Origin of the sequence: Kangiella spongicola (genome assembly GCF_003194565.2) — a bacterium.
GTDB lineage: Bacteria > Pseudomonadota > Gammaproteobacteria > Enterobacterales > Kangiellaceae > Kangiella > Kangiella spongicola.
This window is the reverse complement of record NZ_QICH01000001.1, coordinates 81,669-95,711: the sequence shown is the minus strand read 5'-3', so window position 1 is coordinate 95,711 and position 14,043 is coordinate 81,669. Positions and strand designations below refer to the sequence as shown.

The following is a 14,043-nucleotide window of genomic DNA, read 5'->3' as shown; positions in this document are numbered from 1 at the left end:
CTATGAAAAACACTATCGATAATAACGAGCGCCAAAAGTGCGAGGTCTGGACGCGAGTAATGGGCTACCATAGACCTGTGTCTGCCTTTAATAAAGGTAAGCAATCCGAGCATAAGGAGCGTTTACATTTTCAAGAGAAAGGCGCCTAACGGTGAGCATGCCAGCTCTAAGGATAGGGGGGGTAACTCCCCTAACCACCATCGATTACCCCGATCATCTTTCTTATGTGGTTTATTGCCAAGGATGTGCCTGGCAGTGTCGATATTGCCATAATCCAGAGCTAATTGATTGTAAAACGAAAACAGAATATCAGTGGCAAGACACGTTAAAGCTTCTCAAAAAACGCCAAGGGTTGCTCGAAGCTGTGGTGTTTAGTGGCGGCGAACCTTTGTTGCAAGCGGGTATTGTGGAGGCGATAAAAGAGGTGAAAGCGTTAGGCTTTAAAGTGGGTCTGCACACTGGTGGCTGTGCTCCAAAAAGATTTAAACAGTTATTACCACTAATAGATTGGGTCGGTTTTGATGTTAAGGGCTTACCAGTTCTAGCGGATGAATTTATCCAAGTAAAAGGTGCTTCTAGTTCAAATTGGGAAAGCTTAGAACTATTGCTGCAAGCTGAAAATGTTGATTATGAATGTCGTACAACCGTCCATTGGGATCTAATCAAACCGCAACAATTAACCTCTTTAGCTAAAAAACTATCCGCACTTAAAGTTAAATCATATAAGGTTCAAGTCGCGCGTAACACAACTTTTCTAGACCCCACATTAGCACCCAATATTACCGATAAAACTAGCGCAGAAATGCTGCAACAAGAACTTAAAGCATTATTCCCCAAGTTTGAGTGGGTGGCTTAGTTACTCAGAATTATTATGCTGCAAAAGCTTGGAAATCCGCCATCTTATCGCGATCGAGTACCAATATCTGGTGTTGATTAAAGGCAAAGATCTGCTGCTCTTCAAACCGTTTTAATATTCTCGAGAAGGTTTCGGCGCGCATCGATAGCTTACTCGCGATCAGCTTCTTCGACATGGTAACAGGATATGACTCGCCATTCTTTATGTTGCAAGGCATAAGGTCATAGAAAAACTTCAACACTCTTTGCGAAGCATCGAGAATGGTCAGCATCTCAATTTCGTTAACATGCCCCCGCATTTTTAGACAAATATTGCCTAGCATTTTCATACACAACTCGCTGTTGCCACTTAACAGTTTGTAATATTGTTCATTCGGTATAGATAAAACAGTACTTTTCTTGGTAGAAATAGCGCTAATTGGATAATGCTTACCCTGCAAAAACATGATGGCTTCCGCGAAGGTGTCGCCAGCATCAACGAACTTAACAATTTTCTCCTTACCTTCGCTAGACAGTAGAGTCAGCTTTAACTGACCCTTCAAAACTAAGAAGAAATGCTGTGCAGATTGTCCTTGGTTAATGATGATATCTTCACGATTAAAGTCATTAATTTTAGAATTAGCAAGTAGCTCATCTAATGCTTTTTCAGGCAAGGGTTGTAATAAGAAACTTTTTCTTATTAGAGCTGTATGTTGCTTGATCACGGAGTCGTGCATTTTGATCCCTCTTAGAACCTTGCGTGAATCATAAACCAAGCTTTTCGAGTATCTACCGAGTGTTGCTTGGCGTTATAGTCCGCTAGTTTAAAACTCAGGCTGTACTCTTTAGATAACTGATGGTTTAGGGCAACATTGATTTCTGAGCCATAATCAAGGTTCGAATCTTCCGCTTGATAATCGTGATAACTGACAGTTAACTTGATCTTATCCCAGCCAGTGTTCAGCGCTAAGTAATTATCTTCAATACCGGCATCAGGAGTTACTAGGAACTGATCAGCCCAACCTTGGAATTTATGTTTAGTCGCCAAAGGAGTTTGGAAAGCCTGTCCAGGGTTATTCGCTTCACCACTTAAGACTTCTCGCCCTAATTTTAGAGTCAGCGGATCAAAGCGATAACCAAGCTCGCCCTGGTAGTAACTAGCGCTTAGATCGTTAGGGTTATCCCCAAAATCAGCTTGCTTGGCGTAACTTAAGTTCCAAACAACCCTAGATGGCTTGGTGTTGCTTATTCTAAGTCCAAGGGTTCTGCTGGACTTATTGGGACTATCCTTAAAGTCTAAGAAGTAACCGAAAGCAGAAAGCTGAAAGGTTTCTGCTCCACTCCAGTGATAATCAAAAAGATGGCTATTAGATTGTTCGTTATCACCTAAAATATTGTTTACATTCTCAAGGTAACCATACTTCAGTGTCGAGTCTGCAAACGAGTGATTCTCGATAGTCACAGCATCGTAGGTTTGTTCATTTTGACGCCACGCTACGCCACCGACAAATCGTTGGTTGCCAAGGTTGATTCGTTGACGGCCAAGTGTTATTTGCGTGTTTCCAAAACCTCGGTATAAAACGGCTGCTTGGTTGAGTTCGGTGCCCTCAGGGTCGGCCACTACCGAATGAGTCAGGATGCCATTACGTAAGCTATTATGTTCATCGTAGGTAAACAAAGTTCTAACATCATCAAATTCGATAATAGCGGAAAAGTCATTCTTTTCTTTGCTGGTGAAGGTTAATCGTGAGCGTAATGTCGAAGCTAATGCATCGTCGAGAAGATTGCTTTGAGACACGTCTTCTAAGCGGTAGCGAAAATCTAACGTTACATTATGCTGATTGAGCTCCTCTTTATCGCTGCCTGAAGCTTTGTCGGCCAAAAATGTGAATGGGGATATTGCTAATATGATGGCCAAACTGGTTTGAAGTGGTTTCATCGTGAGATTACCCTTTTACCCTTAAGTAGCTATAAGGTTAGGGTAATTAATGATAGTGAGTGTTGATTTATATCAAGTTATGGTGAGTAAAGGTTTTACGGACGATGTTTAGTTTATATGACTACCAGCTGGCTGGATCGACATTATAAAATTGCTGTAACTGTTGATAAAGTTCTCGGTGTTTTAGGCGTAAATCTTTAGGGCGTTCAAAAAAGACTTCGCTAGAGACAGCGAAAAATTCGGCAGGGTTAGTGGCGCCATATTTATCAATAAGTGTAGGCTCATTGTTCAGGGCTTGTTGGCGTAGCTTTTCAAACTCTGATGATAAGACTTGTGACCATTTCTTATAGTCATGGCCTTTAGCGAGTGGTGGCGCGCCGTTGGTGGTGCCTGATTCGCCATCAAGCTGATGCGCAAACTCATGAATCACTAAGTTGTGCCCATCCTCAAAGTCAGCACCGCCACTAGCGGAATCCTGCCACGATAAGATCACTTTCCCACGATTCCAAGATTCGCCTAATATAACGCGTGAATCTCGCTGATGAACGCCAGAACCATCTTGAATGGCGCGATTGGTGATAAAAGCTGCTGGATAAACCGCAATCGTTTGCAAGAAAGGGTAATACTGGGTATTGCGGTTTAAGAGTAGTAGACATGCTTGGACTGCGATAGTGACTCGAACTTCATCGGTGATTGGCTGTTCTTGATGCCCAACAAACTGCTTCTCCGCTAAGAAAATTTTCATCTTATCTTTAAGTTGTAGCTGGAGGTCCGTTGGCATCTTATAAAAGAAACTAAGATTTTTGCGTAAAATCTGACGCCATTCCTTAGGGAAAGGTTGCTCAACGATGGACTGGCGTTTTATTCGCTTGCGAATGTTAGAGGTCGCTATCCATACGATAAGCCCAACGCAGAACAGCAAAAATATATAAAACGCTAACATGGTGAGTCCTTTTGAATTTTGATAGTAGTGGTATTGGTCCAAGCGAGTGGTATTTCAAGTTACGGCTATTATAAAAAAGGGCCCCTAAGGACCCTTTTGCTTTTCTGTTAGCTTTTCTTGCAAGATGTCTCCAAAACAAGCTTTTAAGATTATTTTGTTTTAATGGTTTTGCGATAGAGGTAACCACAAACAAAGATTAATCCAGCTAAACCTAGGATTTGACTCATTAATGAATCGCCCATTAATGGAACCGAACCCTGCCAAACAACAGCGGCTACAGCGACTAAAACACCAAGTAGGGCTTCACCCGTAATTAAACCTGAAGCAATTAGTAAGCCAGTGCCTTCGCGTTTCTTTTTAACTTCGTCACTCTGTTTCGCTGTTTTCTTCTTAATGATGTGTGCGATTAAGCCACCCACGAAAATTGGTACAGAAAGACCTAATGGTAAGTAAATACCAACCGCCACAGCAAGAACTGGGAAACGAACGTCAGAGCCGCGTTTCTCTTGGATGGTATCAAGAATAATTAGTACAATCGCAAGTGCGAAGCCGATGAAGATAAAGTTCCATTCAATACCGGCACCAAAAATACCCGTCGATAAGTCACGCATTAAACCTGCTTGCGGCGCTGATAATGGCGTTGCATCAGGGTTTAATGGGCTTGGACGACCGATACCATAACCTTGGTCAAGGATATCCAGTACGAAAGGAATAACCAGAGCTGCCGCCACGACACCTACGATCTGGAAGATCTGCTGACGCCATGGTGTTGCACCAAGAACGTGACCACACTTCAAATCTTGCATATTATCGCCAGCGATTGCAGCCGCTGAGCAGATCATGCCTGCTAGGAAAATAACGGCGATTGGGCCTAATGTTGCAGCCATTCCTTCGTTGCCCATCAGTTGTAATAAAATTAGGGCAGAAACGATAACCGTGGCAATAGTAACACCTGAAATTGGATTGTTTGAGCTACCGACTAAACCAGCCATATAACCGGCTACCGAGGCGAAAATGAAACCAAACACCAGCATTAAGACTGTCATAATGCTCGCGATCATTAACTTACTTTCGTATTCGCCGAGTGCGTTATAGAAGATAAAGAATAATGGAACGATCGCGATCAGAATTAAGATACCGACATAGTTGATAGGCGTATCGTATTCTGTACGAAGAATCTTTTGGCCTTCGCCACTTTTCGTTGCTTTGTATGCGGCTAGACTGGTTTTAATACCATTCCAAAGAGGCTTGGCTAAGCTAATCAATGACCAAACACCACCAACCATCATGGCACCAACACCAATGCGACGACAGTTCTGCCATGCTTCATTCGCTAGCGCGCTCCATTGACCATCGGTAAACTCGCTCATTGGGGTGCCCGCTGGGATACCAACGGTTTGCATTAGAGCGTCTGAGTTAAAGAGCCAGTTTAAAGGGACACCAATTAAAGTACCGATTACACCGCCTAAGAAAACTAAAACAGCAATGTTAAGACCAACAATATAGCCTACGCCAATCAAAGCTGGGCTTAATGTGATGCTGCCCATAAACAGGTATTTGCCCGTTAAGAAGCTTTTAATGGTCGCAACACCACTCGAAAGAACGCCAATCGCCGATTCCAATACTTTGAATAAACCGCCTAAACCTGCTGCTACCAGTAGCATTTTGAAACCTTTGGCGGCTTCTTCGTTATGTACGTGCTCAGGGTGGTCTTTATCGGTTTCGATACCGCCAGTTTTCAATACCTCAGCAGTAGCAACACCCTCAGGGAATTTAAGCTTTGCTTCGACAATGAGCGCGCGACGTAATGGAATGGTGAAGGCAACCCCTAAGATACCACCAAGAATTGCGATTGAGACCATTGGGCCGTATTCATAACCCGTCCAAGCGTTCATCATAACCAGTGCAGGGATGGTGAAAATAATACCTGCGACTAAGGATTCACCCGCGGAGGCGGAGGTTTGAACCATATTGTTTTCAAGGATGGTAGAGCGTCTGAAGAGCCGCAAAACCCCCATCGACACGGCCGCGGCAGGAATCGACGCAGAAACAGTTAAACCAACCAGTAGTCCGATGTAAGCGTTCGCAGCAGCTAAAATCATCGATAGTAGGGCACCTAGTATCAATGCTTTAACCGTCAGCTCGGTTAAGTTTCGCTCAGCCGAGACCACCGGAGGCGGTAAAGGTTTGTCACTCATGAAAGCTCCTTAAGTTATTGTTCTACTTGCACTTATTGGTTTTTGGCAAGCTCAGGCTAGTAAATCTTTTCTAATGGCGAATATAAATCCGCCCAAAGTATAGCAGAATTTGAAAAGCTGTCGATTCTCTACATAGGCTAAAAGGCCTGTTATTACAGGCTTTTAGAGCATTTCTTTGACTGCTTTAACAATGTCTTCTTTGCTTGGAAGTACAAACTGCCAAGAGTTTCCGATAGGGATAAAAGTGTCATGGCCTGTAATACGTTTGACTGTTGGCGTTGAGTCTAAGTTTTCGACAAGGCCAGTAATGAGCTCTTCGCTGAGCGAGCCCGTTTTACGGCACTCATCAACCACCAAGACGTTCTGATAATTTTTAGCGATATCAGCGATGGCTTGGTGATTCAGTGGTGCCAACCAGCGGATATCTATAATATCTACAGCGGTTTTGTATTTATCTTGTAGTATTTTCTGTGCTTGTTGCGATAAATAGTGGCCGTTTCCGTAGCTGATGATTAGGGTTTTACTCGGCTTTTTACTAGCGCTCGCGTATAACGCTGGCTCCCCAAAATTGACAACTTCTGTCGGCTCAGGATAAACGCCTAACCAACCGTTATCGCCAGTTTCATGCAAATCTTTAGCGTGATAGAGGGCAATAGGTTCAAGAAATATAACCACGCGCTTTTGTTCATCGGCTAAACGCACCGCTTCGCGTAGCATTTTCGCTGCATCTTGACCATGAGACGGACAAGCGACGATAACGCCTGGAATTTCACGTAGGAAAGCCATGCTGTTGTCGTTATGAAAGTGTCCACCAAAGCCTTTTTGGTAGGCGAGGCCAGCGATGCGAATGACCATTGGGTTGGTGAACTGATTATTCGAGAAGAACGACAAGGTCGACGCTTCGCCGCGAATCTGATCCACAGCATTGTGGGTATAAGCAAGGAATTGTATTTCCGGGATCGGCAAATAGCCAAGGTGAGCCGCGCCGATGGCGTTACCCAAAATACTGGTTTCGTCGAGCATAGTGTCGAATACGCGATCGGCGCCAAATCGCTTCTGTAAATTGGTCGACACGCTATAAACACCGCCTTTTTTACCCACATCTTCGCCGAACATGATGATATTTTGATACTGCTCCATTAAGTCGGTCAGGGCGTAGTTAATCAACTGAGCCATGCTTCGCGGTTTATCCAAAAACTTAAATTGACGACCTACCTCAAAAAGTTCATGACGTCTGCTTAACGTAGGAACAGGTGGCTTTTCTTGTGCAGGACGTTCTGGTGCAATCGAGGCGCATACTTCTTCAGCGCTCGAGAGTTTCGGTAATTTAATTGCTTGTTCGGCGACTTTTTCTACTTTTTGACGGGTATTTTCATACATGGTCAAAATATCATCGGTCGATAAATAACCCGCCTCGATACATAAACGAGCTGAATGTAATAGGGGATCTTGTGCTTCGGTTTTCTCGATGTGCTCAACCGTGTGATACATGCTCTCGGTATCGTTTCCGGCATGGCCCATTAAGCGCACAGTTTTCATGTGCAGGAATACAGGTCTGCGCTCATAACGAGCGATTTCCTCGGCTTCTTGCGCAGCCATATAAGCATCTGGCAGGTGTAAGCCGTTGCATTGAATGTATTCGATACTATGACGATTTTTAACGTTATTTTCGACCCAGTTTTCCGGCGTAGAAACTGAAATACCAATGCCGTTATCCTCACAAATAAAGACTAAGGGCAATGGCTCGCCTTTATAGGAAAGATATTGGGCAGCGTTAAACGCAGACTGTGCGGTCGCGTGGTTAAAGCTAGCATCACCAAAGTTACACAAGACCACACCATCATTTGGGATAGAGCTGTCGAAACCGGTACGGTGTGCACGACCCAGTGACCAAGCGGCCCCCATAGCTTTGGGTAAATGCGAGGCAATGGTACTGGTTTGTGGTGGTACAAAAAGCTTGGCTGACCCAAAGACTTTGTGGCGACCTTGCGAGATAGGATCATCTTTTGCCGCGACCAAAGACAAGATTTGGTCCTTAATTGGATCGATGTTGGGTACTTGGCGCGAACGCTCCGCCATCAAAGCCCCTGATCGGTAATGCAAAAAAGCTATATCGTTATATCTAAAGGCTTTACCAAGGGTAGCATTACCCTCGTGGCCACTGCTGCCGATGGTGTAAAAACCAATACCTTGATCCTTTAAAATACGGGCACGTAAGTCGAGGTGTCGACTGATCAGCTGTGACTCAAATAATTGCACAAACTCCTGTGGCGATAGCTGCGTCGCGCTAGCAGGTATGTTGCTGATTTTATTAGGAAATTTTGCAGTTTTAAGTGCGATTAAAAAGTTTTGGTCAATGACACTGGCACGGTCGAGCATTGTAATAATTTTATGTAGTTCTAAGTTGCGGATTAGTATGCTTTATGGCACTAGGGATGTCACTCCAACGGCGACTGGTTGGATCAGATAGGCACAGCAAACTAAGATTTATCAGGGTAGGTTCATTGAAACCGCGAATGTGGTAAAGTAGCGCCAACATTAGAAAAGGCAAGGTTATATCGAAACGGCATGAAAGTTTATAACAATATTCTCGAAATGGTTGGCAATACGCCAATGATTAAGTTCCAAAAGATGAACACGGGCAAGTGTCAGCTTTTTGGTAAGCTTGAATCGCAAAACCCAGGCGCGTCGATTAAAGATCGTATTGCTATCACTATGATCGAAACGGCCGAGAAAGAAGGCTGGATCAAACCTGGCGATACCTTAATCGAAGCAACAGCGGGTAATACTGGCTTAGGTTTAGCCATGGTTGCCTCGCAGAAAGGTTATAAACTGAAAATCGTCATGCCCGATAAGATGAGCATGGAAAAAGAATATAACTTGCGTGCTTTTGGTGCCGAAGTGATGCGCACCCGCTCAGACGTCGGTAAAGGCCACCCTGAGTATTACCAAGACGTAGCTAAACGCTTGTCGGAAGAAAACGGTTGGTATTTTATCAATCAATTCTCAAACCCTTCAAACATAGCCGCGCACTACATGACCACTGGCCCAGAAATGTGGGAACAGTTAGACGGTAAGATTGATGCGGTGGTATTAGGTGTCGGCTCTGGCGGTACTGTTACTGGCATCGGTCGTTTCTTGAAAGAAAAGAACCCTGATATTGATATTGTCTTGGCCGATCCTGAAGGCTCGATTTTAACGCACTACCATGAGACCGGTGAAATGTCCGAAGCGGGTAGTTGGGTAATCGAAGGTATTGGCGAAGATTTCATCCCCGATATTTGCGACATGAGCCTGTTCACTAAAGCTTACACCGTGACTGATAAAGAATCTTTGAATACAGCGCGTGAATTGATGTTAAAAGAGTCGGTTATGGGCGGTTCTTCAACCGGTACGTTAGTCGCGGCCGCGCTTAAATATTGCCAAGATCAGACTGAGCCGAAGAACGTCGTAACGTTTGTCTGCGATACTGGTAATCGTTACTTATCGAAAATGTATAACGATGACTGGATGAAAGAGCAGGGCTTTTTATCATGACACAGCAGCAACCAACACCGCCAAGCACCAATATTTCCTTAGGCTTATTGGTGCTAGACGTTATCGGCATGGCGCTGGTAGTGTTTGCGGGTTATGAAATCTACTTAATTAATGAAAAGAATTCAGGGGTGCTGGCTGAATATATTAGCTGGCCACACTATCCATGGATTATTATGGGACTTGGCGTCTTATTGATGATTCCTTTTCATAAACAAATATTTAGCTTGTTTAGAAAGGTTAAACAGTATCAAAAAGAACTCGCAGAAAAGAATCGTCCGGACTTTTAACTCTGTGTGTTTAACGCTCAATCCTGAAAGACTCTTTGATTAACCCAAAGAGCACCCCTTGAAATTAAGGTTAATGACTAGATGTTATAAGAATCTAGTCATTATCGAGCAAATACAAGCTACACGATATAACCAATAGGTATTATATGTCAGACAAGAAATTTAAGTTCGCCAGCCGCACTATCCACGCTGGCCAAAAGCCAGAGCCAATCACAGGCGCGGTAATGCCACCAATCTTCACGACTTCGACTTATGCGCAACCAGCGCCAGGCGAGCACACTGGTTATGAGTATTCGCGTAGTCAGAACCCAACTCGTATGGCCTATGAGCGTTGTATCGCTGATTTAGAAAACGGTAAGCAGGGTTACGCTTTTGCTTCGGGAATGGCGGCTACCAGCACCATTCTTGAGTTGTTGGACGCTGGTTCACACGTGATTGCGATGGACGACTTATACGGCGGTACTTTCCGTTTATTCGACAAAGTTCGTAAGCGTACTGCAAACTTAGATTTTAGCTTTGAGAACTTGTCTGATTTAAGCAATTTAGAAAAAGCGCTTAGACCAAACACTAAAATGATCTGGGTTGAAAGCCCAACTAACCCAATGCTGAAAGTGGTTGATATGCAAGCGATTGCAGATTTCGCTAAGAAGCATAACTTAATCGCTGTAGCGGATAATACCTTCGCAACACCATTCAACCAGACGCCTTTAGACTTTGGTTTTGATATCGTCATGCACTCGGCGACTAAATACCTCAACGGTCACTCTGACATGGTTGGCGGTGTTGCAATTGTTGGTGATAATGATGAATTGCGTGAGCAAATGGCGTTCTTGCACAACTCAGCAGGCGCGGTACAAGGCCCATTCGATAGCTATTTGGCACTTCGTGGCCTAAAAACATTAGCACTTCGTATGCGCCAGCATAACGAAAACGGTCAGAAAGTGGCTGAGTTCTTAAGCAACCACCCGCAGATTGATAAAGTTTACTACCCAGGTCTGGAATCACATCCACAGCACGAACTGGCGAAAAGCCAAATGAAAGGCTTTAGTGGTATGGTTTCTGTTCTGGTTAAAGGTGACACCGAAGAAGAAGCAGCTAAAAACTCACACGAGTTTATGAAGAAACTAAAAATCTTCACGCTGGCAGAAAGCTTAGGTGGTATCGAAAGTTTATCGAATCACCCAGCATTAATGACGCACGCTTCAGTACCACATGAGATTCGTCAAGAAATCGGTATTTTAGATAACCTAGTTCGTTTGTCGGTGGGTGTTGAAGATATTGATGATATTCTTGAGGACTTAGATCAAGCTCTTCAAAAATAGTGCTCCGTGGCAGTCTATGTATTGCTACTCCTCGCCTAGGAATAAAAATCCTTATTTTTAGGCGGGTAGAATTAATAAAAAAGGCGCTGTTTCAGCGCCTTTTTTTATTACCTAGTGGATTTACCAGACCTTGTCTTGATCAGCTTTGCGGATGGTGCAAGCGGTAATATAGGCACTAAAGAAAAGTGCGGGGGCAAACGGCTGTAAGCTCGACTCGAAAAATATAGCGCCAAGCCATGCAACTAAACCCAAAATGGCAAAAGCGTACTCCAAGAATATTAAGTGCGAACGCTTTCTAATGCCCACTAGGTTGAACCGTAACCAAAACGGTTTTGCTTTCCACTCTTCTGTGCTTTTATCTATCACGATAATCTCCTTTTGTAATGTTTCGATATCAGTTTCGAAAACAGCAGCGAGAGACTTGAGTGATTCCAAACTAGCGCGATTGCCACTTTCAATGCGTTGAATAGTGCGAACACTAATGCCACTTAGTATTGAAAGTTGCTCTTGTGACCATTGTTTCTTTTCGCGCAGTTTTTTAACAATCATTGTTTTCTCCTTAGTGCTGTTTCAGGAGGAAATTATCCATAAATCAGCCTCTGACGGTGACGACAAGCGCCCGCCAGTGGGGCGACAGTAAATATAATATAATTATTTCAATAAGTTAGCAGGTGAATACTGATCGGTTAATACTTTTGCATCCGTGTCCCAGTTGACCTCACCGCTAATCGCATCGAATACTTTTAAGGTATCTACACCGTATGGCGATAGTAATGGCTTGTACTCGTTCGCCTTTTTAAGAAGCTTTTCTTTGCTAGGAAGCTTTTCATTACTGACGACGATAACGCGGTTGGTCTTTTCGTCATCAAAGTGGATCTGATAGAGTTCGCCAAATACCTGATGGTAGGTTTCGGATTCATGATGAAACAGGGCGCTTGAGCTGAATGTATTGGCCATAATTATGCCGCCAGGTTTGAGCAAACCTTTAACTTCCTCAAGATACTCCTTAGTCATCATATGCTCAGGGATATAGTCGCTATTAAAAGCGTCGAGTAAAATAAAGTCGTAGCGCTTGTCTTTTCTTAGGGCTCTTTTGATAAAAACACGGCCGTCACGAACATGGGTTTCATACTGTTCGCCTTCATCGGTGTAATTGAAATATTTACGAGCCATTTGTGCTACTACGTCATCAATTTCAATCGAAGTGATATTGGCTTTGGGATAGACTTCTTTGTAGCGATTAACTAATACGCCGCCGCCAAGACCTATGATCAGCATATCTTTTGGGTCTTCTAAGAAGAAGGTCGCGCCCATGGCGAGTTTATAATAGTCAAAGACAAGGTATTCTGGCGTGTCATTAAAAATACAGGATTGGCTTAGATCATTGTGGCTTTTCTTGCGAAAGCGCATACAAGTCAAACCCATGTCATCTATGATGTAAACGTTTTGATATAAGGAGCGTTTTTCTTCCAGAATTTTAGCCTGACTAGTCGCTGGGATTAGGAGTGAGCCTAAAAGTAGCGCGAATAATGAAATAATTTTGTATTTACTAAAGGAAAGGGTCTTACTCATGGGAAAGCTCCGCTTTTTCAGCTTTAGGAAGTGGTTTAGGAAAGAGTATCGCAACAAGCCCGACGAGCGCTAAGACCACAGTCACACCGTATAAAATATTGTCTAACTCAAACCACAGCACCAAGTAAAAAGACGTCATAATAGTGCCAAGCGCACTACCTAAGGTCGATACAAAGTATAAAAAGCCAGCCGTTTGGCCACTACTTTCAGCGTTAGCGACTAATAATCTGACTGAATACGGCGCGACCATGCCCATAATGGTTGTGGGTACGAGGAATAGGATTAGCGACGTGACTAGAGAACCGTAACGCGGATCCTCTATCTGCATAAATACCCAGTCCGATAACTCTGCGTGCCAAATCACCAGTGGTAAGGTGGTAATCGCGGCTACGATAAAAATAACGCCATATTTGCGGGTGTTGGGCTCTTTTAGCGACAACTTGCCGCCCACAAGGTAGCCTATCGACAAGGCAAGCATGAAGATGGTGATGATGCTCCCCCAGACGTAGACGCTACCGCCGAAATAAGGTGACAAAATTTTTCCGCCTAAAAGTTCAACCGTCATGATTGAAAAACCCATAATGAAGGCGCATATAAGTACTAGACTGTTCATAGAATATTATTGGATTTATTGGTTCACTTGATAATAAGGGAATGAAGCTAAATGTCAAAGCTTCGTTGGTTTGTGAAGAAGTTATAAATCATTAATAACCTTATTAATTTTATTCTATTGGGTCGGTATATTGAACGTGTTAGAATAGACACTTTATATTTATAGCGTGAATAAATCAGGAGATTATCATGGCAATTGAATTACCAGAATTACCTTACGGACGTGATGCACTAGCACCACACATCTCTGAAGAAACCATCAATTATCACTATGGTAAGCACCACAATGCTTACGTCACTAACTTGAACAAGATGATTGAAGGTACAGATTTCGAAGGTAAGTCGCTAGAAGAGATTATTCGTTCTTCTGAAGGTGGTGTTTTCAACAACGCAGCACAAGTTTGGAACCATACGTTCTACTGGAACAGCTTAAGCCCTAACGGTGGCGGTGAGCCAACTGGCGCACTAGCTGACGCGATCAACGCGGCATTCGGTTCATTCGCAGACTTTAAAGAAAAATTCACAGCAAGCGCTGCGGGTAACTTCGGTTCTGGCTGGACTTGGCTGGTGAAAAACGCTTCAGGTTCGCTAGAAATCGTAAACACAAGCAATGCTGATACACCAATCACAGACGCAGGTATTACACCGTTAATGACTGTTGACGTGTGGGAGCACGCTTATTACGTAGATTACCGTAACGCTCGTCCAGAATACTTGAAAAACTTCTGGGAGCTTGTGAACTGGGACTTTGCGGCTAAAAACTTCGCATAATCCTAGCGTTACTGCTTCTGTTAGACAG

At 43.6% G+C, this 14,043-nt stretch carries 14 protein-coding genes; 6 read left to right on the top strand and 8 right to left on the bottom strand.

Annotated elements, in window-relative coordinates; genetic code table 11:
* Window positions 1-2 precede the first annotated feature (2 nt).
* Together nrdD and DL796_RS00370 are read left to right on the top strand one after the other, a co-directional pair.
* Window positions 3-149, top strand: a complete 147-nt coding sequence (nrdD, locus tag DL796_RS11735) for an anaerobic ribonucleoside-triphosphate reductase (protein WP_110198914.1) — start codon at window positions 3-5, stop codon at window positions 147-149.
* A gap of 8 nt (window positions 150-157) precedes the next feature.
* Window positions 158-856, top strand: coding sequence for an anaerobic ribonucleoside-triphosphate reductase activating protein (locus DL796_RS00370; RefSeq protein ID WP_110200664.1), 699 nt, complete (start codon window positions 158-160; stop codon window positions 854-856).
* Between the two features lie 13 nt (window positions 857-869).
* On the opposite strand, the gene DL796_RS00365 is transcribed toward DL796_RS00370, so the two are convergent.
* From DL796_RS00365 to DL796_RS00345, 5 genes are all read right to left on the bottom strand, one after another.
* Window positions 870-1,571: a Crp/Fnr family transcriptional regulator gene (locus DL796_RS00365; protein ID WP_110198913.1), complete on the bottom strand. Its 702-nt coding sequence runs from the start codon at window positions 1,569-1,571 to the stop codon at window positions 870-872.
* Window positions 1,572-1,582: 11 nt separating this feature from the next.
* A complete protein-coding gene (locus DL796_RS00360) occupies window positions 1,583-2,773 on the bottom strand; it encodes an alginate export family protein (protein ID WP_110198912.1) in 1,191 nt (396 codons plus the stop codon).
* A gap of 121 nt (window positions 2,774-2,894) precedes the next feature.
* Window positions 2,895-3,716: a M90 family metallopeptidase gene (locus DL796_RS00355; RefSeq protein ID WP_110198911.1), complete on the bottom strand. Its 822-nt coding sequence runs from the start codon at window positions 3,714-3,716 to the stop codon at window positions 2,895-2,897.
* 149 nt (window positions 3,717-3,865) lie between these two features.
* The gene (locus DL796_RS00350) at window positions 3,866-5,914 is read right to left on the bottom strand and encodes an OPT family oligopeptide transporter (protein WP_110198910.1); all 2,049 of its coding nucleotides are present in this window, start codon (window positions 5,912-5,914) and stop codon (window positions 3,866-3,868) included.
* Window positions 5,915-6,076: 162 nt separating this feature from the next.
* A complete protein-coding gene (locus tag DL796_RS00345; RefSeq protein ID WP_110198909.1) occupies window positions 6,077-8,293 on the bottom strand; it encodes a thiamine pyrophosphate-dependent enzyme in 2,217 nt (738 codons plus the stop codon).
* A gap of 189 nt (window positions 8,294-8,482) precedes the next feature.
* On the opposite strand from DL796_RS00345, the gene DL796_RS00340 reads away from it, so the two are divergent.
* The 3 genes from DL796_RS00340 (at window position 8,483) to DL796_RS00330 (ending at window position 11,060) form a co-directional block, all read left to right on the top strand.
* Window positions 8,483-9,451 (top strand): PLP-dependent cysteine synthase family protein, encoded by a 969-nt coding sequence (locus DL796_RS00340; protein ID WP_110198908.1) that lies wholly within the window; start codon window positions 8,483-8,485, stop codon window positions 9,449-9,451.
* On the top strand, window positions 9,448-9,738 hold the full coding sequence (locus DL796_RS00335) for a hypothetical protein (RefSeq protein ID WP_196597932.1): 291 nt from the start codon (window positions 9,448-9,450) through the stop codon (window positions 9,736-9,738). Before DL796_RS00340 ends, DL796_RS00335 begins: the two co-directional genes overlap by 4 nt.
* A gap of 146 nt (window positions 9,739-9,884) precedes the next feature.
* On the top strand, window positions 9,885-11,060 hold the full coding sequence (locus tag DL796_RS00330) for a trans-sulfuration enzyme family protein (RefSeq protein WP_110198907.1): 1,176 nt from the start codon (window positions 9,885-9,887) through the stop codon (window positions 11,058-11,060).
* Window positions 11,061-11,180: 120 nt separating this feature from the next.
* Here the strand turns inward: DL796_RS00330 and DL796_RS00325 are convergent, their stop codons facing one another.
* The 3 genes from DL796_RS00325 to DL796_RS00315 all read right to left on the bottom strand — a co-directional run bounded on the left by DL796_RS00325 (window position 11,181) and on the right by DL796_RS00315 (window position 13,197).
* Window positions 11,181-11,609: a helix-turn-helix domain-containing protein gene (locus DL796_RS00325; protein ID WP_110198906.1), complete on the bottom strand. Its 429-nt coding sequence runs from the start codon at window positions 11,607-11,609 to the stop codon at window positions 11,181-11,183.
* A gap of 102 nt (window positions 11,610-11,711) precedes the next feature.
* Window positions 11,712-12,632: a spermidine synthase gene (locus tag DL796_RS00320; RefSeq protein WP_110198905.1), complete on the bottom strand. Its 921-nt coding sequence runs from the start codon at window positions 12,630-12,632 to the stop codon at window positions 11,712-11,714.
* Window positions 12,625-13,197: a fused MFS/spermidine synthase gene (locus DL796_RS00315; RefSeq protein ID WP_196597931.1), complete on the bottom strand. Its 573-nt coding sequence runs from the start codon at window positions 13,195-13,197 to the stop codon at window positions 12,625-12,627. The genes DL796_RS00320 and DL796_RS00315 overlap by 8 nt, the downstream gene beginning before the upstream one ends.
* Before the next feature lie 236 nt (window positions 13,198-13,433).
* Here DL796_RS00315 and sodB point away from each other — a divergent pair, with 236 nt between their 5' ends.
* Window positions 13,434-14,015, top strand: coding sequence for a superoxide dismutase [Fe] (gene sodB, locus DL796_RS00310; RefSeq protein ID WP_110198903.1), 582 nt, complete (start codon window positions 13,434-13,436; stop codon window positions 14,013-14,015).
* The last annotated feature ends 28 nt before the right edge of the window (window positions 14,016-14,043 follow it).